Origin of the sequence: Desulfoscipio sp. XC116 (assembly GCF_039851975.1) — a bacterium.
Lineage (GTDB): Bacteria > Bacillota > Desulfotomaculia > Desulfotomaculales > Desulfallaceae > Sporotomaculum.
On sequence record NZ_CP156660.1, the window covers coordinates 3,511,700 to 3,528,935 of the forward strand.

General features: G+C 47.2%; 16 protein-coding genes. 6 read left to right on the top strand and 10 right to left on the bottom strand.

All coding sequences use genetic code 11. From position 1 onward, the window contains the following. Positions 1-21: 21 nt before the first annotated feature. The 3 genes from ABDB91_RS16630 to ABDB91_RS16640 form a co-directional block, all read right to left on the bottom strand. Entirely contained in the window at positions 22-636 is a 615-nt protein-coding gene (locus tag ABDB91_RS16630) for an FmdE family protein (protein WP_347488796.1), read from the bottom strand. Between the two features lie 347 nt (positions 637-983). Continuing rightward, positions 984-1,700: a hypothetical protein gene (locus tag ABDB91_RS16635; protein ID WP_347488797.1), complete on the bottom strand. Its 717-nt coding sequence runs from the start codon at positions 1,698-1,700 to the stop codon at positions 984-986. A gap of 62 nt (positions 1,701-1,762) precedes the next feature. Beyond that, complete coding sequence (locus tag ABDB91_RS16640; protein WP_347488798.1) at positions 1,763-1,909, bottom strand: hypothetical protein; 147 nt, start codon at positions 1,907-1,909, stop codon at positions 1,763-1,765. Positions 1,910-2,037: 128 nt separating this feature from the next. Here ABDB91_RS16640 and ABDB91_RS16645 point away from each other — a divergent pair, with 128 nt between their 5' ends. Beyond that, positions 2,038-2,529 (top strand): YhcN/YlaJ family sporulation lipoprotein, encoded by a 492-nt coding sequence (locus ABDB91_RS16645; protein WP_347488799.1) that lies wholly within the window; start codon positions 2,038-2,040, stop codon positions 2,527-2,529. Between the two features lie 146 nt (positions 2,530-2,675). On the opposite strand, the gene ABDB91_RS16650 is transcribed toward ABDB91_RS16645, so the two are convergent. Next, positions 2,676-3,998 carry a PAS domain S-box protein gene (locus ABDB91_RS16650; protein WP_347488800.1) on the bottom strand — a complete coding sequence of 441 codons (1,323 nt, stop codon included), beginning with the start codon at positions 3,996-3,998 and terminating at the stop codon, positions 2,676-2,678. A gap of 588 nt (positions 3,999-4,586) precedes the next feature. Between ABDB91_RS16650 and ABDB91_RS16655 the strand changes: the two genes are divergently transcribed. Beyond that, the gene (locus ABDB91_RS16655) at positions 4,587-6,695 is read left to right on the top strand and encodes a sigma 54-interacting transcriptional regulator (protein WP_347488801.1); all 2,109 of its coding nucleotides are present in this window, start codon (positions 4,587-4,589) and stop codon (positions 6,693-6,695) included. Positions 6,696-6,712: 17 nt separating this feature from the next. Here ABDB91_RS16655 and ABDB91_RS16660 read toward each other — a convergent pair whose 3' ends face one another. Next, the gene (locus ABDB91_RS16660; RefSeq protein WP_347488802.1) at positions 6,713-6,910 is read right to left on the bottom strand and encodes a copper ion binding protein; all 198 of its coding nucleotides are present in this window, start codon (positions 6,908-6,910) and stop codon (positions 6,713-6,715) included. 417 nt (positions 6,911-7,327) lie between these two features. Here ABDB91_RS16660 and ABDB91_RS16665 point away from each other — a divergent pair, with 417 nt between their 5' ends. Beyond that, complete coding sequence (locus tag ABDB91_RS16665; RefSeq protein WP_347488803.1) at positions 7,328-8,572, top strand: (Fe-S)-binding protein; 1,245 nt, start codon at positions 7,328-7,330, stop codon at positions 8,570-8,572. 116 nt (positions 8,573-8,688) lie between these two features. Here the strand turns inward: ABDB91_RS16665 and adhE are convergent, their stop codons facing one another. Continuing rightward, positions 8,689-11,319, bottom strand: coding sequence for a bifunctional acetaldehyde-CoA/alcohol dehydrogenase (gene adhE / locus ABDB91_RS16670; RefSeq protein WP_347491638.1), 2,631 nt, complete (start codon positions 11,317-11,319; stop codon positions 8,689-8,691). Positions 11,320-11,685: 366 nt separating this feature from the next. Further along, on the bottom strand, positions 11,686-12,444 hold the full coding sequence (gene larB, locus ABDB91_RS16675) for a nickel pincer cofactor biosynthesis protein LarB (RefSeq protein WP_347488804.1): 759 nt from the start codon (positions 12,442-12,444) through the stop codon (positions 11,686-11,688). 287 nt (positions 12,445-12,731) lie between these two features. Here larB and ABDB91_RS16680 point away from each other — a divergent pair, with 287 nt between their 5' ends. After that, a complete protein-coding gene (locus ABDB91_RS16680; RefSeq protein ID WP_347488805.1) occupies positions 12,732-14,054 on the top strand; it encodes a glycosyl hydrolase family 18 protein in 1,323 nt (440 codons plus the stop codon). 89 nt (positions 14,055-14,143) lie between these two features. Here ABDB91_RS16680 and ABDB91_RS16685 read toward each other — a convergent pair whose 3' ends face one another. Continuing rightward, positions 14,144-14,362: an alpha/beta hydrolase gene (locus ABDB91_RS16685; protein WP_347488806.1), complete on the bottom strand. Its 219-nt coding sequence runs from the start codon at positions 14,360-14,362 to the stop codon at positions 14,144-14,146. A gap of 180 nt (positions 14,363-14,542) precedes the next feature. On the opposite strand from ABDB91_RS16685, the gene ABDB91_RS16690 reads away from it, so the two are divergent. Together ABDB91_RS16690 and ABDB91_RS16695 are read left to right on the top strand one after the other, a co-directional pair. Then, on the top strand, positions 14,543-14,803 hold the full coding sequence (locus ABDB91_RS16690; RefSeq protein ID WP_347488807.1) for a hypothetical protein: 261 nt from the start codon (positions 14,543-14,545) through the stop codon (positions 14,801-14,803). Between the two features lie 26 nt (positions 14,804-14,829). Beyond that, positions 14,830-15,294 carry a spore coat protein gene (locus ABDB91_RS16695; protein WP_347488808.1) on the top strand — a complete coding sequence of 155 codons (465 nt, stop codon included), beginning with the start codon at positions 14,830-14,832 and terminating at the stop codon, positions 15,292-15,294. A 124-nt stretch (positions 15,295-15,418) separates the two neighbouring features. On the opposite strand, the gene ABDB91_RS16700 is transcribed toward ABDB91_RS16695, so the two are convergent. Next, positions 15,419-15,988 carry a TetR/AcrR family transcriptional regulator gene (locus ABDB91_RS16700; protein ID WP_347488809.1) on the bottom strand — a complete coding sequence of 190 codons (570 nt, stop codon included), beginning with the start codon at positions 15,986-15,988 and terminating at the stop codon, positions 15,419-15,421. Positions 15,989-16,111: 123 nt separating this feature from the next. Further along, positions 16,112-17,221, bottom strand: coding sequence for an ABC transporter permease (locus tag ABDB91_RS16705; protein ID WP_347488810.1), 1,110 nt, complete (start codon positions 17,219-17,221; stop codon positions 16,112-16,114). Between the last annotated feature and the right edge of the window lie 15 nt (positions 17,222-17,236).

The window sequence follows — 17,236 nt, forward strand, 5'->3', positions numbered from 1 at the left end:
TTTTTGTTTGAACATACCAGGCTATAACCAGCCCCGGGAGTAATCTTCAAAGCAGTCAAGACACACAAATTCGTTATCACGTATTCTGGCCCGGGGCTCCATTACGTATTCCCCGCAGCGGGAGCACTGAACAGAAGGGAAAATCCGCGCTTTGGACGGAAATTGAAAATCAATTTGCTCCACCTTGCAGAACTCTTCTTCGGGCATGTGCAGGATTTGTTCTACACGCCGGCCTCGAGCCAGCTGATATTTAGCCTTTTCATTTTCGGTGGCCGTACCTCCAAACACTTTGCTGCTCAATTGGGCTGCATCGGGGTCGGGCCGATGCAAGACAGCACCGTTAACCGATATACGCAAAGCCCGGTTGGCATTGCGGCTGCCAAAAGTGTACACTTGTTTGCCCCGGTCACGATAAATTAGATTGCCCTTACCCAAGGTGCAACCCGTCAGTACCATGACAGCGTCTACGCCGCAGGCGTCATTTTCCACAATAGCCAGCAGTTCCTCATCAGGCGAACGCAGTTCCTGCAAATGTTTTAGAGCTATCTCCGATACTCTGTAGCCAATAGCCAATCCAGGACAAACATGCCCGTGAAACTCAATGGCTTTTTCCCAGGGGGACTTTTCCATACACATGTTTTAGCACCTCGTTTATAAATTTATTCACGCCTAATGCTTTAAAAAAACTATTCTTTGTCAAGCTTTGGTGGGAAAACAAACAGCCACCAAGACGCCTCTTCTTGAGACAGACCTTCGTGGCCACGTTTTAACTTTTATACTTACTCAATATAAATAACCGAACATATTTTTTGCTTGCAATAAAATCAATCAGCTTCCAGCCGATTATTTACGTTTTTATGCTAACCGGTTTTTGGCTATTTGTCAACCACTTACCCGACAATCGCTATATATCGGAACCTCGCATGAGTCTCACGACTTTCAATATCCCCATACCCGGCGCCGATCTACTTATCGGAACCGCTCTACATCCGGCTTATCATCTCACTGATGTCCCGCACCGTAACATCAGCCGGCAATTCAAAAATATCAGCCGGCAAGGCTCCCACTTCCAAGTTTTTATACTCCATAACAGACTTAGTGCCGTTAGCATCCGTTTCTTCCACACGCACGGGCAGCCCGCAGTCTTCCCGCACCCACATCTTGGCTTCATCTTGCGAGTCCTTTTCTCTAGCCAAAAGGACTCTGCATTTAACACCTTCATGGTTCACAGTTTCCAGTTCGGTAATTACATCCTCGCCGTCTACATCCTCCGTATAGTCAAGGGGCGTATCAATTTCATCGCTATCCCCCTGCATATCCTCATCAGTATATTTGATAGCCGTATTTTCAGCCGGGTTGTAACTGTAAAAAGTATTACCATCAGAAAGCATAATTATTTTTTGTCCCTCGGCTGTGGTTTCATTTTTCACATTGTCACCGTGCGCCCACATCTTACCCCGTACGATAATATCTTCCACCGTTAAAACATAATCACAAGTCATACCCTCATTTTTTTGTCCTTTAGCCAATAAATCCCGCGCGGATTCCCGATCGGTGCTTTGCGCCGCCTCTTGTCCCGTATCGGCGGTTTGGCTGCCGCCGCTGCTTTCCTGCTTATCGCCACCGCACCCGGCCAGGCCAAAGGAACCAAAAATGATAAAAAGCACGATGGTCAAAAATATCTTAAACTTATTCAACACGTCACTCCCCCCCTTTAATTTTCACATATAATTCGGCATACGGGGAAAGTTACCCTTTATCTTCAAAGCATAATTTTACCGACATTTTGCTGCCTATTAACCTTGAATCTACCCGGCAAAGCTTTTAGCTCATCCGGCAACCCAGCCATAGACTCAACTAAAGCCAACAATTCCTCCAGCGCCGCGGTTTGATTTCCCGCTAAAACCATTGCGTTTCACGCTCCCAACGCCTCCCGTAGCGCGAATGTTCACTCCCGCTGTCCGGCAATGTATATTTTTTATTATTTTCCGCACTCTAATAACAACAAACTACTTACCAAAGGAGCGCGATATAATAATGAGCACTAAAAAGTTGACCACATTACTGCTGGCACTGTTCGTCACCTCACTGATTATCTTCAGCGGCTGTTCCGCGGCCAAAAAACCCGGACCCACGCAACCCGCCCCCAACCAGAATCAAACCAATAACAACGCTGCCAACCAGACTGATAATGAAGCTCAAAAGCAAAGCCGGGACATCGCCCGGGAAGCTGACCAGGTGGACGGGGTTAAAAGTTCCACCGTGGTAGTGGCCGGAAATACCGCCTATATCGGACTGGATATCAAGGCTGACGTTGAAAAAAAGCAAACCAAAGATATAGAGGAAGCAGTTATTAGTCGCGTTAAAGGCATTGAATCCAACATTAAAACCGTTTTTGTAAGCTCGGATGCAGATACGGTTACCCGCCTTAAAAATATAGAGCGGGGCATAGCCGAAGGCATGCCAATGACAAGCTTCGACAACGAACTGAGTGAAATAGCACGTCGCTTAACGCCAAGAACCATGTAGTAAAATAAGTAAGGGGCTGTTGCACAACAAGCTAAATAGTTCGTAATGCAACAGCCTTTTATAAAGATACCGGATTATTATCGGAATAATTCGCGTGTCCCGGCATATTAACTCTTCACACGACCTTCGGACAAATACACAGGGCATTAAGAAAACTTAAAACGCACTAAAAAAGTGGTGCCGGCCGAGCTACAATCCACAGCTATACTGGCATTGTGTCTGGCAGCGATACTATAACAAACCGCCAGTCCCAAGCCGGTACCGTTATCTTTGGTAGTAAAAAAGGGGGTACCCAGCTTATCCAGTACCGCGGGCTCAATGCCGCAGCCATTGTCTTGCACCGCTAGAATCACCTCGCCACCGGCCACGGCAGTACTAATAGCCACCCGGCCTTCGGCGGGCATGGCCTCCAACCCGTTGCGCACCAGGTTCAAGATGAGCTGACGCATCTCTTTGGCATCCAATAATAAATCAGGCACCTCGCCCAGTTTCAGATCAATATGCTTACCATCCTTTATACTATCCGCCTGAATTAAGGGGAACAAATTTTTCACCAACGTGTTTATGTTTTGCATTATCTTTTCAACCGGTTTATTTTTAGCCAAAGCCAGAAAATCAGTAATAATGGCATTGGCCCGATCAAGTTCATCAATCATTAGGTCAAAATATTCTTTATATTGCAAGCAGCCTGTTTTACCGGACAATATCTGCAAAAACCCCCGCACCGAAGTCATGGGATTGCGCACCTCATGCCCGATGGTTGCCGCCATTTCCCCTACTATACGCAAGCGCTCCAGCCGGGCCATTTCCTGCTCTACCCGCTTATGCTCCGATATATCCTCAGCTAATACCATACCCCCGGCAATCCGTCCATCCTTGACAACCGGCGCCACGTTTAGCCTCGCATAACGAATGCTGCCATTTTTATGTAATAATTCTATCTCGTAATTACCGGCTACACCGTGCTGCAGCCTTTTGGGAACTTCCTCCCTGACCCTTTCCTTACATCTATCCGACACTAGTTCGTATATATTTTTGCCAATCATTTCTTCATTCCGATATCCTAAAACATCCCGGCATTTGCGGTTGGCAAATACAACACTGGCACTGGTATCATATGTATAAAAAAGTTCATTCATGCTCTCCATCAGAGTACTCAGATAATCAAGCTGTTCTTTAAGCTTTTTTTCACTTTCCCGCAGCGTTTTTTCCATACATCTGCGCACATTGATTTCCCTTTGCAGCCTATCGTTGACGCAAGCCAGTTCACGGGTCCGTTCCCGCACTAAATCTTCCAACCGGTAGCGATGCTGTCTCAGATCATCTTCCAATCTTTTACTTGCGGTAATATCCCGAATACAATCAACACCCCCGGTCAGACAACCGGCACCGTCATAAAACGGTGCGTCAGTTATCCATAGATAGCCTCCCCGGCCCTGATATACTTGTTGGCATAAAAATTTCAGCATATAGTATATTTCCCTTCCTTTTTATATACTTATACTGTTGACCGATCTCTAACTCATCCACTCCGAATAAATCCGCCGCTACCGGCCCGGGCTGACCGTAAAATAACACTAAAGTAGGCATAACCACCCTTGCCCAAATTCTTAAGGATACAATCTTGCAAGGTATATTTTGGACATCCGCGGCAAGTTTTCCTGCACCTCTGTATCGAAATATCACAATAAAACAAATAAATTACAGTGGACGGTGTGAAAACAAAGCATGTTCCCTAAAAACGCAAACGGTAAACTGGCTCCGGACAGTTTTAAAAAGAAGGGTTTTACGAAGCGCTGCAGAATGCAAAAGCATAAAGGTTATGCATAAATACATAACCCCGACCGTATACATCGAGAATATTTGTACAATATACCGGGCGTCTCACATTAAAAAACACGGCGTATGCAAATAAGGCAACAATAGCTGCGTTTTAAACCAAACTGATATGCTTTTACACACACAAATAATATGCGTAATAATAATGCTCAACTAAATCTAAATACTCGAAGAGATAAGCATTTAGAAAGTCCCGCGCTAACCTGGAGGAGGTTAAAATGTTAGTTAAAGATATTATGACGCCGATCGGCATCAGTCTTCGTCCCGACCAGCCGGCGCAAGAGGCCTGGCGATTAATCAAGCAGCACAAGGTTGCCGGTCTGCCGGTGCTAAATTCGGAAGAGAAGATTATCGGCTTAATCACCAGGAACGATATCATTGAATGGGGCCCCAAGGTGTTTATGGAAACCACCGCTGCGGCCGATATAATGCAAAGCCCCGTGCATACCATTGGTGAAGATGATTCCCCAACGGACGTCTGGACTTTACACGGACAAGTTTTTCCAGTGGTCAATCAAGACTGCCGTTTCAGCGGCTTACTGGAAAAAGACAAAGTCGGCAGCGAGCTTCTAAACAAGGCCAGCTGGATACTGCTGCAGGTGGATACCATTTTGGATTCGGTGAACAATGGCATCATCGCTATCAACAATGACGGTGAAATTCGCCTGTATAACCAAGCAGCCCAGAAAATAACCAGGCGGTCCAAAAATTATGCCATGGGACGCCATCTTTCCGAGGTTATTATCCCGCAAGGATTGCTGGATATATTAAAGGACGGCAAAAGCCGCAAAGACTATAAACTATCCATAACTTACACCAAAGGAAACCGCATCTACCTGACCAACCGCAGTCCGATCTATGAAAACGGGCAAATTGTTGGCGCTGTAGCTATTTTCCAGGATATTTCGGAAGTTGAGCTTATATCTCAAGAACTTAATTCAGTTAAACAATTAAATAAAAAATTAGAACTTATTATTGAGTCATCCTATGATGGTATTATCATTACCAATGCCCAGGGTCTTATCATTAAAGCCAACCAGGCCCACGAACGCATTACCGGCATACCTTCGTCCCAGATTCATGACCGGAACATGAACTACCTGATAGAAAAAAAAGTTTATGCCCATTCCATCGTCAAAGCTGTGCTGCAAGCCGGCGAACCCGTTACCGTGGTAGAAAAAGACCACTTTTTGATAACCGGCAGCCCCGTACGGAACCACGACGGAGAAATTGAGCGTATTGTTGTTAATATACGTGACCTTACCGAGCTTAATGAATTGCGTGAGCAGCTCGAGCAGACTAAGGAACTAAGCGAGCGTTACCAGGATGAGTTAAACCAACTACGCGGACGTCTTTTAAACCAGCAGGGGCTGATCTTCAACTCCCCCAAAATGCGGGAGCTGCTGCAAGCAGCGATACGGCTGGCTATAGTGGATACCACGGTGTTGATTCTGGGAGAATCGGGAGTAGGCAAGGAAGTCTTTGCCCGAACCATCCACAATAACAGTAAACGCAAAAACGGACCTTTCATTACCGTCAACTGCGGGGCTATACCCGAAAATTTATTGGAATCGGAGATGTTCGGCTATGAACGAGGCGCTTTCACCGGCGCCAACCGGGAGGGCAAAGCGGGCATGTTTGAGCTGGCCAATAACGGCACCCTGTTTTTGGACGAAATTGGTGATTTGCCGACGGGCTTTCAGGTTAAACTGCTCCGGGCCATCCAGGAGAGAGAAGTACTCCGGGTGGGCGGCAGCAAACCCAAGCCTGTTAATGTGCGGATATTGGCAGCCACCAACCGCGATTTGGAAACGATGGTCAGGGAGGGGCAGTTCAGGGAAGATTTATACTTCCGCATCAATGTGGTACCACTGAACATTTGCTCCCTGCGAGAGCGCAAAGAGGATATCATACCTCTGGCCTATGCTTTTAAACATAAGTATGAAGAACAGTATGGCATTCGCAAAAAAATAAACCCCCGGGTTTTTGACGCCTTTTTACACTACCACTGGCCCGGTAACGTGCGAGAATTGGATAATATGATAGAAAGGCTGATGGTTACCATAACTGATGATGAAATTACTGTGAGCCATTTACCGGCTCACGTTTTTGAAAACCTGGAGCATCAGCAGCCTGAAGTTTATGTAAAGGGCATTATGCCGCTAAAGAGTGCCGTTATGGAGGTAGAGCGACAGTTAATCAGTGCGGCTATTAAGGAATGCGGCAGCGCCAACAGAGCAGCTCGCGCCTTAAAGGTAGATCAGTCCACCATTGTACGCAAAATCAGCCGATTAAAATCATGTGGCCTGGCTATATCGGAAAGTTAAGCCAGGCCTCAAAGCACTTATTCCACTACTTCATAGCCGGCTTCCTTAATAGCTTGGGCTATTTGCGCCCTTTGGGCGGAGCCGGTTACTGCCACTTCTTTTTTAGTCAAGTTCACCTGTACATTTTCAACACCGGCAATGCCTTTAACCGCTTTTTCTACGGCCATCTGACAGTGCTGACAGCTCATACCCTCCACTTTAAACGTCTGACTCATTTCCAAACTCACCCCCTTGGCGTACTTATGTCGAGCTTTATTTAGTTAAAGTTCAAGCACTTACGTTATTGTTTTCCTTTAAGAATATATTATGCCATTGTTAAAAAATCCTATCAACAACCATCTCATTAATCATCCATTTTGCTTTACCAGGAGCTATATGCCCATACAAACAATACGGATGTGAAAGATATGCTCAGCAAGCTGCTGCAAGAGGAAAAAATGCACTTGGTGGAGCTAAGAGAACAATACGAAGAATTGCATAATAGCGCGACAAAATACTAGCCCCTTTATTATGCAAGCCTGGTAATGGCTGACAGACAACCAGTGGTTAAAAAAAGCAATTTTGTTAATTGACATTGTTTCAATATAGTTTTAAACTAATGTTAATTAACTATTTAATAAGGGGGAGAAAAAGTGAGTGCAATCATAGCAGACAAGTTAGACCCCAACTTTCTAAGTGAGGTTATATCTAAAGCTCGTACAACTAGTGATGCTAATGATTTCTACAATTGCCTGGCTTGCGGTATGTGCAGCGCGGGATGCCCCTATAATGGCGTGCATGATAATGCCGACCCCAGGAAGTTCATTCGTATGCTGGTGCTGGGCATGCGCGAAGAGGTTTTCAACTCGGACTTTATTTGGGCCTGTACCCAGTGCGGACGCTGCACAATGGACTGTCCTATGGGAGTAGAAATATTAACTCTGGTGCGTACAGTTAGGGGAAATTTTGGTTTGAAGGCTCCCGGCTTCCTGCAGGACGTGGTAGATGCGCAAATTAACACCGGTAACCAGATGGAAGTTTCCACGGAAGATTACCTGGACACCCTGGAGTGGATGGAAGAGGAGCTGCAGGAGGAAGTCGGCGACCCCAACGCCAAAATCCCCATTGATAAAGAAGGCGCAGACTTTTTGTTCCTCTGGGACCCGCGGGAAATTAAATATTATCCCAATGACGTGCAAAGCATCGCCAAGATAATGTGGTATGTGGGCGCCAACTGGACATGCAGCAGCAAATGGTGGGATGCCACCCACTACGCTCTGTTTAGCGGCAATGACGAAGAGGCGGCCATTATCACCCAGCGCTACGCCGATGAGGTTAAGCGCCTTAAAGTAAAGGAACTTGTGGTCACTGAGTGCGGACATGCCACCCACGCCAATAAATGGGGTCCCAAAGTTTGGCTCACCAAGGACAATACATACCCCGTGAAAAGCATCGTGGAAAAATATGTGGAATGGTTTGAAGCCGGCCTGCTTAAAGTTGATCCCACCATTAATAGCGAGCCCATCACTCTGCACGATCCCTGTAATTCAGTGCGCAAGCAAGGTCTGGGAGACGCCATGCGCTATGTATTAAAGAAAACCGTTATGAATTTCGAAGAAATGAACCCGCACGGAATTTATAATTACTGCTGCGGCGGTGGCGGCGGGCTGCTGGCCATGGGCAAAGATATCTACCCCTACAGAATGGCTAAAGGTAAACTCAAAGCAGACCAGATTAATGCCACGGGCTGCAAGCTGATAGCCTGTCCGTGCCACAACTGTTTCGACCAGTTAACCGACATCATCAAATACTACGAGCTGGAAGGTGCCCGGGTCATTCACCTGCACCATTTGATCAGCCACGCTTTATTATTAGATGAAAAGCCAAACAAACAGTAAATATATAAATATAAGCAAATAGTTCCGTTGCCTATTGCGGAACTATTTGCTCTGTAAATGCCATAACAATAGCATCATCCACCCGCTTCATAACATCGGGCTTGGCCATAAAGCCGTTAAGCGTGCGGGTCATCGTAAGCGCGCAGCAAAATTTCGGCCAGTTCTTCAATTAAAGGCATGCGCGGGTTGGCGGTAGTGGATTGATCGAGAAATGCTTTTTCGGCCAGCTCGGGCACCTTTTGCTTAAACAGCGCGACGTCAATATCGCACTGGGCAAAGGTATCCGGTATACCCACGTCAGCCCGCAGTTTTGCTACCCCGGCTATAAGGCTGTCTACCCCCTCTTCCACGCTGCCTGCCGGCATACCTAAAAAAGCGGCTATTTGCCGGTACTTTTCCGGGGCCTGGAAATACTCGTACTGCGGAAAAGAAGCGAACTTGCTGGGCAGTCCCGCATTATACCGGATCACATGGGGCAGCAAAATAGCGTTGGCCCGGCCGTGGGTAATGTGAAACTCGCCGCCCAACTTATGAGCCAAGCTATGACAAATGCCTAAAAAGGCGTTGGTGAAAGCCATACCCGCTATGCAAGAGGCATTATGCATTTTACTCCGGGCGGTAAAGTTATCCTTCTCCCCGTAGCTGGCGAGCAAATAATTAAACACCAGCTCGGTAGCTTTCATAGCCATGGCATCGGTATAGTCCGAAGCCATCACCGATACATAAGCCTCCAGGGCATGGGTCAGCACATCAAGACCGGTGTCCGCGATAACCGCCGGGGGCAGCGTACCAACAAAATCCGGGTCTATAATTGCCACATCTGGAGTCAGCTCATAATCCGCCAGGGGATACTTAATATCCTGGCCCTTGTGAGTAATCACGGCAAAGGCACTGACCTCCGAACCGGTGCCGCTGGTGGTGGGTATGGCCACCATCCGGGCCTGCCGCCCCAGCTTGGGGTATTTATAAGTGCGTTTGCGGATATCCAAGAACTTCAGTTTTAGAAAGTCAAACTCCACCTCGGGATGTTCATAAAACAGCCACATGGCCTTGGCGGCGTCGATGGGCGAACCGCCACCCAGCGCAATGATAGTATCCGGGCGAAATTGTTTCATTACCTCGACGCCCTTTTGCACCGTTTCCACCGACGGGTCGGGCTCCACATCGGAAAAAATCTCTACACTGACCTGATTATTGCGCTTGTTTAAGTGATATACCACCTTGTCCACAAAACCCAGCTTGACTATACCCGGATCGGTAACTATGATAGCCCTGGCCACACCCTGCATTTTTTGCAGATACTGCACCGAACCCGAAGTGAAATAGATGCGTTCGGGTACTTTGAACCACAGCAGTTTATCCCGCCGACCGGTAACCCGCTTGATATTAATAAGGTTGTCCACGCTTACGTTGGAGGTAGTGGCGTTATGTCCCATCGAGCCGCAACCCAGAGTCAGCGAAGGCATATTGACATTGTATAAATCCCCAATAGCCCCGTGGGTTGCCGGGGAGTTGATGATAATTCGCCCGGTACGCATACGCCGGGAAAATTCAGCCACCACATCCTTATCTTCGGTGTGCAGCACCGCCGAGTGCCCCAGGCCGCCAAAGCCCACTATTTCCTCACAGCGACTGATACCCTCCCGGTAACCGTCAACTTGATAGCAAGCCAGTATGGGACTTAGTTTTTCCATAGATAGGGGATGTCCCGGACCCACTCCTTGCTGGAGCGCCACCAGCACTTTAGTTTCCCGGGGCACTTCAAAACCCGCCATTTGCGCGATATCGCAGGCAGATTGTCCTACAATGGCCTGATTTAAAGCACAGTCTTCCCCTTTTACCGCCATAGCCTCAAGCTTGCTTGTCTCCTGCTCGTCTAAGAAATAACAGCCGTAGGTCTTCATTAAATCAGTAACTTCCTGAAAAATCTCCCGGTCTATAACCACCGACTGTTCGGAAGCGCAGATCAAGCCATTATCGAAAGTTTTACTTAAAATCAAATCGGTTACCGCCCGCTTAATGTGCGCTGTTTTTTCAATATAGCAGGGTACATTACCCGGACCCACCCCCAGAGCCGGCTTGCCCGTGCTGTAAGCGGCCTGCACCAGACCGGCCCCACCGGTAGCCAGAATTAATTGCACTCCGGGGTGATTCATTAAGTACCGGGTAGCCTCCAATGAGGACTCTTCAATCCAGCCGATACAGTTTTCCGGCGCCCCGGCGGCCACCGCCGCATCAAGCATTACCCGGGCCGCCGCCGCACTGCATTTTTGTCCCCCGGGATGAAAACTAAAAATCACCGGGTTGGCTGTTTTAATACATATCAGTGCTTTAAACATAGTTGTGGAGGTAGGATTGGTCACGGGAATTATAGCGGCAATCACTCCCACGGGCTCAGCCACTTCCATTAGATCCTCTTCCTCATTAATACTGATTACCCCTATGGTCTTTTTGTACTTAATACTGTGATAGACCGATTCCGTGGCAAATATATTTTTAATCGATTTATCTTCGTAAACCCCCCTTTTGGTTTCCCGCACCGCCAGCCGGGCCAGTTCCATATGCCGGTCCAGCCCGGCCAAGGCCATATTCCGAACAATATCGTCAATCTGCCGCTGAGACAGTCGCATTAAAGCCTGCCGGGCCTGCTCCGCTTTTTCCACCAGCTTATCTACCATTAAATGCTGCTCATCGCCAATATATTTAATATTCTGCTCACTCACTGCCTGTCCACCATCCTTTATCATTCCTGTATAATACAACCCCGACATCTCCCGGGCGACATCCGTTGTCTATCACCAATGCCGGCAAAAAAGCTCTTATAACGTTTCCACAGTCATATCTTCCGCCAAGACTTTGTTAGATATGATATAATGCGAATTACTGCTTATTATAGCCGGGTAACTGCTGGTGTATGAATTAAAACGCATCATCTTAAATAATCTATAGGATGGGAATTATATCGCTATGTCGGTAAATATAATGTCTTAATATAATCAGGCGCATGTAAGGTAAGAAAACACGAGTTGATAAGGAGGGCTAAAAAGCAGAGCATACCAGATTGGTATGCTCTGCCTGGAAAGACTATCGGCATCATAATGAAAGTGAACTTTTTAATATTTATCCACCAAACGTATTATCGCATCGGCCAGCGTGGCAGCACCGAAACCATTATCAATATTTACCACACCCACACCGGAAGCGCAGCTGTTCAACATGCCAAGCAGCGCCGCCAATCCCTGAAAACTGGCCCCGTAACCCACGCTGGTGGGCACAGCGATAACCGGCTGTTCCACCAGCCCGCCCACCACACTGGCCAGAGCTCCTTCCATACCCGCCACCACAATGACTACCTGTGCCCACGTAAACATTTCCAGTTTATCCAGCAGACGATGAATACCGGCTACGCCTACATCATAGCACCTGCGCACCTGATTGCCCATCACTTCGGCAGTGACCGCCGCCTCCTCCGCCACCGGCAGATCAGCAGTGCCGGCTGTGACCACCAGCACATTACCTCTGGGCACGGGGCGTTCACCGCGACATATCACGATAGTTCGGGCTAGTTCCGAGTAAACCGCATCACCCAAGACAGCCCGCACCGCCTCAAAAACTTCCCAATCGGCCCGGGTAGCCAAGACAGTGTGGTTATTACGACTTAATCTTTCCATTATCTCTACAATCTGCCGGATAGTCTTACCCTGACAGAAAACCACCTCGGGAAAACCTTTACGCAACGCCCGGTGATGATCAAGCTTGGCAAAACCGATATCCTCATAAGGTAAAGCTTTTAGTTTATCTAAAGCGTCATCCACATCCAGACGGCCTTCATTTACATCCAATAATAATTGGCGCAGTTCAGCACTGGTCATAGCACATTCTCCCTACCGTATCGTATATTAAAACGCATATTCCTGTATCTATTATATCGTATTAATACACTTCATGCCTTTAAATCAGCTGTTGTAATGTAAAGAATAATCCACGCCTGCCAAATCATTATCAAAAACGTCATACCTTGCCTTAACTTACCCCTGCGTGCCAAACTTTCTAATCCTTTGGAACATCTGTCAATTTAGCATATATTTGACCAATGCTTTACTTGTCCAGTTATTTTATAATCTTTATGTGATTAAAAATACTATGTAAGGAGGCTATCATGATATCACCGTGTAAAAAGCATCTTTCTATCATCCTTACCGCTTTTTTATTGTTTTTCGTAATTAGTGTGCCCGCATCCCAAGCAGCATTGCCGCTAAAACAAGGGTACCGGGGAGCGGACGTGCTGACCCTGCAGCAGCAGCTGCAAACACTGGGTTACTTTCAGACCAACCCCACCGGCTATTTTGGCCCCATTACAACCAATTCGATATTAAAACTACAGGCAGATTATCAATTAGGAGCCGACGGTATTGTAGGAACGCAGACCAACCAATTAATCAACAATTTACTGGGCTATACCGCACCGCCGTCAAACAATCCCCCAGCCAAGTCCGAAAAGGAAGTGCTTGGTTTTTATGTTTGCAACGAATATCCAATCCCATCTTCCTACGCCACCCTGGAGAAGCAAGAAGAGACCATAACCTCCATTTCCCCATTCTGGTACAGGCTCGACAGAAATAACCCGGGGAAACTGGAACAATACGGCAATGACACGCCACAGGAAATGAACCAGGTTCTTAAATTCACTAAAGCCAACAATATTAAAAACTATGCCCTGGTACATAACTTGCTGTACGGAAATTCCTCCGTGGGACGGGATGTGCTTCACGCAGCGCTGGTCAACCCGGACACTCGCTGGGCATTGGTAATGAATATATATGAATTACTAAAAAGCAGCGGTTTTAACGGCGTGTGTATTGATATTGAAGATATGCATGCCTGGGATCGCGAACTTTATATCCAGTTTTTGGCTGAACTATCCGCCCAGCTAAAGCCCGCGGGTTATGAAATCATAGCCTGCGTACCCTCCAGGACCACCGACAAGGTTACCGGCGGCTGGGGTGACAACTTCGATTTTGCCAAGGTGGGCCGGTATGCCGATATGGTAGCCGTCATGGCTTACGATGAGCATACCGCAGGCAGCAAAGCCGGCCCCATAGCCTCTTCGGCTTATATTGAACGGGTAATTAAATATGCCCTGTCCAAGCTGCCGCCTGAAAAAATACTGCTGGGCGTAGCCGGGTATGGTTTTGATTGGAATTACGGGCTGGGCAACTCCCGTTACCTTTCATACCAGCTGGCTGTGGAGACAGCTAAAAAATATAAAGTAAGTGTGCAATGGGATAACAGTAGTCAGGCACCCTATTTTAACTACACCGACCAAAACGGTCACTGGCACAGCGTTTATTTTGAAAACTCCAGCAGCTTGGCCTTCAAATTGGATGCGGTAAATAAGTACAACCTGAAAGGCATCGCCCTGTGGCGCCTGGGCATGGAAGACCCGGACAGCTGGCGGGTTATTAAAGATAAATTAAGGTAATGCAATCTAATATTTTTGGATTAGATTCTTGTCAAGTAAAGTTTTCAGCCCTTGTTCCCTCACAACGGAAACAAGGGCTGAAAACTTTATTATGGCACACCATACAAATTATCCAGCCACTCGGCCACATATCCGGCAGTACTCTCCCAGCCCGGCTCGCCGATTACCCAGTGCGTGTGGTCAAGCTCCCTGTAAGTGGCTAAGGGCTTATATTTTTCCGCCACCTTTCTGGCTGCCAATGCCGGGGTAACTTTATCCTCTTTACCGGCAATAACCAATACCGGACATGTAATCTTTCGGGAGTTCACCCGGGAGGCCCGGCCCGGATCCAAAAACCAAAAACCAATTTCAAAAGCCGCACGGCCCGATTCATATACAAATTGGCTATATATTCACCACAGAAAACATGTTTTAAAAAGCGGATTACATACTATTGCCGTTATCAGGCAAAATAATTATAACTTCGCATTAAAGGAGATGATATACTCATGAGTACGCAATTTTACCAGCAGCGGCAACCGGGACAAATTATGCCTGAACCCCCCAGTGTAAATAGCACCAAGGATCATCTTTACCTAAAAGACGCCCTTGCCTGGGAGCTCACGGCCATGAAAATGATCTACCACGGTGCCAGGAACTGTACAGATCCGGAAATCCGGGATTACCTGGACCGGGCCGGACAAATGCATCAAGTGCACTACCAAATACTATTAAACCATCTTAACCCCGCCAATACAGCCAGTCACTAAGAAATCTATTTAGGGAGGTTTGAATTATGTTTAATCAACAGCAAAACATGAGCGGCTGGCCCGGCCTGCCGGGCGGCCAATACATACCGGGCCAGCCGGGCATGCCAGGCCGGCAAGGTATGCAAAGCCAGCAAAGCATGATGGGTCTGCAGCAGAACCAGAACACAATTAAAAATCCCCAGTCCAATCTGGTACCAGAGATAAAAAGCGCCCGCATCAACGACCGGGACACCTTGAATTTCGCCTTGGCCCAGGAAAAATATATTACAGACAATTTAAATGTATTTGCCCGCGAAGCCAGCCACAGGCAGCTGCATAACGATGTGATGCGCATTTTTAACGAAACCCACGCCATGGCCAGAGAACTTTTTGACCTTATGTTTAGAAAAGGCTGGTACACCCTGGAGCCCGAACAGCCGCCTAAAATGGCGCAAACATACCAGCAATTCGGCCAGTACAGCACCCAGTTTCCCTACCCCATGAGCCAATAGGGAATTAAACTTAACCTTCAATACGCAACGGTTTAGCCGAGGCATGCACAGACCATAAGTTAGAAGGAGGCTGTTGCAAAACAGCCTCCTTCTAAAGTAAAGCTTTTATGCCGCCAATACTGATTTAACTGACGCCATTCCGCCCCGCAAAACCGTATATAAAAAGCTCTACCAACTGACTGACGGCCTCATCTAAAGTAAATCCATTATCCAGAACAAATTCAGGATTGATTACCGCACGGATAGAAGCTAAAAAGGCAGCCATAAAAATTTGCGGGTGGATATTCCGGGCATGACTTTTTTTTACCATGATTAGCTTGATAAAACGCTGAATCCTTTGCGCTCTGAACTCTTCGATTTTTTTCCAAAAATGAGGATAATGCACCCGCAAATCTCCCAATACAAGCGGGTTGATAAGTTTCCCGGCGCTTTGCGTAAAATGTTTAACCAGCTCTTCAAACATATCCGTCGGTTCTTTCCCTTCATTAGCAATAATAATTTGTTCAATGCCGCCGGCCACGGAGGCCATAAACTCATCAAGCACAGCCTCAATTATTTCTTCTTTGCCGGAGAAATAGCGGTAAACCGTCCTTTTGCTCATGCCCGCCTGAGCGGCCAGTTCATCCATGGTAACATTATAGAACCCCCGCGTATGAGATAATTCCGTTAAAGCTGCTATGATTCGTTTTCTCATTAGTACCTGGCACTCCCTTAGTTAATAGACTTTGCCGAACTTTAATTCCCTTATCCGTTAATATTTTCATTACCATGCCATAATAATATCATAGTTGGTTACGGCACTTTCAACATCAATCCGCTAAGCGATCCTTTTCTTAAACTTTAATATACTGAGCGTCAAAAGCACCACGGAAAATACCAGCAGGGAAAAAACCTGCCCCACCAGATAGGGAAATCCGATGCCCTTTAATACTATGCCCCTGATAATATCCAGATAATAAGTCAGCGGAATCAAACTGCTAAGATAATAGATGAATTTGGGCATGGCATCTCTGGGAAACATGAAACCCGACAGCAATATGCTGGGCAGCATCACAAAGAAGGACATCTGGAACGCCTGCATCTGGGATTTGGCAATGTTGGAAATCAATATGCCCAGGCCCAGTGACGCAGTAATAAAGAAAAGGGTCAACAGGTAAAGCTCCAGTAGATTACCCCTGATAGGCACGTGAAATACAATCACCCCCACCAATAAGGCAACAGTGATTTGCAGATAGCCCAGTACAATGTAGGGTATTATTTTACCGATCATCAACTCGTATGACTTAATGGGCGTTACAATCAGCTGTTCCAGAGTGCCCCGTTCCCGCTCCCGTACAATGCCCATGGAAGTCATGATTACCATGGTCATGGTCACAATGATCCCCAGAATGGCCGGCACCATGTAATAAGCGGTGATACCGTCCGGATTATACCAGGGCCGTACCCTGATATCATAGGGGGGACCTTTAAACTGTTTGCTTCGCGCCAATATTTCCTGTGATTTGATAAGGCCAATGGAATTGGCCACGGCCATAGCCTGGTTGGCCACCATGTTATCGCTGGCATCCACGATCACCTGCACCGGTCCGGATTCGCCCCGTTTGATACTGCGGGCAAAGTCGGGCGGGAAAATTATACCCACCTTGACCTCGCCGCTGTCAATCATTTGATTAACTTCAGCATAGCTGTTTACCGAGCCGGTAAGGTCAAAATAGCCCGAAGCGCCAAAAGCCTCCAGCAAATCCCGGCTCTCCACCGAAAGAGACTGATCAAAGACCACGGTGGGTATGTGCTTAACCTCGGTCTGAATAGCATAGCCGAACAACAACAGCTGCACCAGCGGCAGCATAAACACCAAACCCAGCGTCATTCGATCCCGGCGCATCTGCAATACTTCTTTATGTAAAACAGCAATAATCCTGCTCATCGGAGCACCCCCTTC

Coding starts and splice junctions, on each gene's coding strand:
- ABDB91_RS16700 (WP_347488809.1), bottom strand. CDS start 15,988: ATGAGAAAACGAATCATAGCAGCTTTAACGGAATTATCTCATACGCGG.
- ABDB91_RS16650 (WP_347488800.1), bottom strand. CDS start 3,998: ATGCTGAAATTTTTATGCCAACAAGTATATCAGGGCCGGGGAGGCTAT.
- ABDB91_RS16680 (WP_347488805.1), top strand. CDS start 12,732: ATGATATCACCGTGTAAAAAGCATCTTTCTATCATCCTTACCGCTTTT.
- ABDB91_RS16695 (WP_347488808.1), top strand. CDS start 14,830: ATGTTTAATCAACAGCAAAACATGAGCGGCTGGCCCGGCCTGCCGGGC.
- ABDB91_RS16705 (WP_347488810.1), bottom strand. CDS start 17,221: ATGAGCAGGATTATTGCTGTTTTACATAAAGAAGTATTGCAGATGCGC.
- ABDB91_RS16640 (WP_347488798.1), bottom strand. CDS start 1,909: ATGGTTTTAGCGGGAAATCAAACCGCGGCGCTGGAGGAATTGTTGGCT.
- ABDB91_RS16655 (WP_347488801.1), top strand. CDS start 4,587: ATGTTAGTTAAAGATATTATGACGCCGATCGGCATCAGTCTTCGTCCC.
- adhE (WP_347491638.1), bottom strand. CDS start 11,319: ATGATAAAGGATGGTGGACAGGCAGTGAGTGAGCAGAATATTAAATAT.
- larB (WP_347488804.1), bottom strand. CDS start 12,444: ATGACCAGTGCTGAACTGCGCCAATTATTATTGGATGTAAATGAAGGC.
- ABDB91_RS16630 (WP_347488796.1), bottom strand. CDS start 636: ATGTGTATGGAAAAGTCCCCCTGGGAAAAAGCCATTGAGTTTCACGGG.
- ABDB91_RS16645 (WP_347488799.1), top strand. CDS start 2,038: ATGAGCACTAAAAAGTTGACCACATTACTGCTGGCACTGTTCGTCACC.
- ABDB91_RS16660 (WP_347488802.1), bottom strand. CDS start 6,910: ATGAGTCAGACGTTTAAAGTGGAGGGTATGAGCTGTCAGCACTGTCAG.
- ABDB91_RS16690 (WP_347488807.1), top strand. CDS start 14,543: ATGAGTACGCAATTTTACCAGCAGCGGCAACCGGGACAAATTATGCCT.